Source organism: Campylobacter sp. RM12642 (genome assembly GCF_020137635.1).
Classification (GTDB): Bacteria; Campylobacterota; Campylobacteria; order Campylobacterales; family Campylobacteraceae; genus Campylobacter_E.
Window position 1 is genome coordinate 1 of record NZ_JACGAT010000065.1, and the last position, 1,228, is coordinate 1,228.

2 protein-coding genes are annotated in these 1,228 nt (G+C 31.3%); both read left to right on the plus strand.

Annotation, left to right across the window (positions count from 1 at the left end):
• A partial coding sequence (locus AVBRAN12642_RS09670; protein ID WP_336608307.1) for a replication protein occupies positions 1–622 on the plus strand: 622 nt, incomplete at its 5' end.
• Entirely contained in the window at positions 610–801 is a 192-nt protein-coding gene (locus AVBRAN12642_RS09675; protein WP_082200914.1) for a hypothetical protein, read from the plus strand. The genes AVBRAN12642_RS09670 and AVBRAN12642_RS09675, both read left to right, overlap by 13 nt.
• Positions 802–1,228: the final 427 nt, after the last annotated feature.

Genomic DNA, 1,228 nt, shown 5'->3' on the forward strand with positions numbered 1-1,228 from the left:
GGGGTATATTATGGCAGAAAATGCTAAAAATGACAAGGCAAGATACTGGGGATTTTTAGTTTATCCTGAAAGTGTAGCACAGGATTGGGAAGAAATTTTAAGTTTAAAATATGGTTTTGAGTGGGTTAGAAGTCCTTTACACGATAGCGATGTAAATGCAGATAATACGCCAAAGAAACCGCATTACCATTGCTTAATTTATGTCAATGGTAAAAAGTCTTACAATCAAATAAAGACTATAATGGACGAAATAGGAGCAACAGCTCCGCAAATAATCCATAATGCTAAAGGTAATGTCCGCTATATGCTTCATTTAGACAACCCAGAGAAAGCACAATACAAATTAAGCGATTTAAAGGCATTTAATGGCTTTGATATAGAAAAGTATCTCTTTAGCGAAAAAGAGCTAAATGAGAAGCGTTTAAAAGCGATTGCTGACATAATGGACTTTATAGACGAGCAAGGTTTAACAGAATTAACTGAAATATTAAAATACGCTAGAAAAAATGAGCCTTATTGGTTTGAGCTTCTTTGCACTAATTCGGCTTATATTGTAAATTGTTATTTAAAGTCAATTCGTTATCAACTTGAAAAAGGAGTAAAAACAAAATGCCAAACATAAAAAAACGCCCTACTGAAATTATGACAACAAGAGTTCCTAAAAGCTTGTTCCCCTTTTTTAAAACTTTAGAAAATCGTAATAATTATGTGTTACAGCTTATAGAAAACAGCCAAGAATACAAAGATTATTTACGCAAAAAAGCAGAGCAAGAAAACAAAAATCAACCTAGCCTGTTTTAAATCCCCTTTTTCTTTTTTTGGTGTATAACAGAATAGCAGATGTATATCTGCTAGTGAGCCTCGCAGAGATTTCGCCTTTTATTTTTTAAAAAGGTAACTTTTTAGGAAATAAAAGGCTATCCTGCAATTAATAAAAACACCAAAAAAAGACAAATATTTAAGACACTTTTTGAAGCTTATAAAAATTCTTTCTTGCCTATTAGCTATTAAAAAAAATTAGAGTTAAATTTGTTTTGTGAGCGGAGCGAAAATTTAAGCTTAATTTAATAATTCTATGTGTGTGTTACTACGACACACACACATAGAAGGTCGTTGGTCGTTGGGAAAAATTTGACTTATTTACTATAATGTATTACTATTATAAAACAAAAAAAAAGGGAAGTAGAAAGGTTGCAGCCTCTACTTCCCTTAAAAAATCAAAAAAATA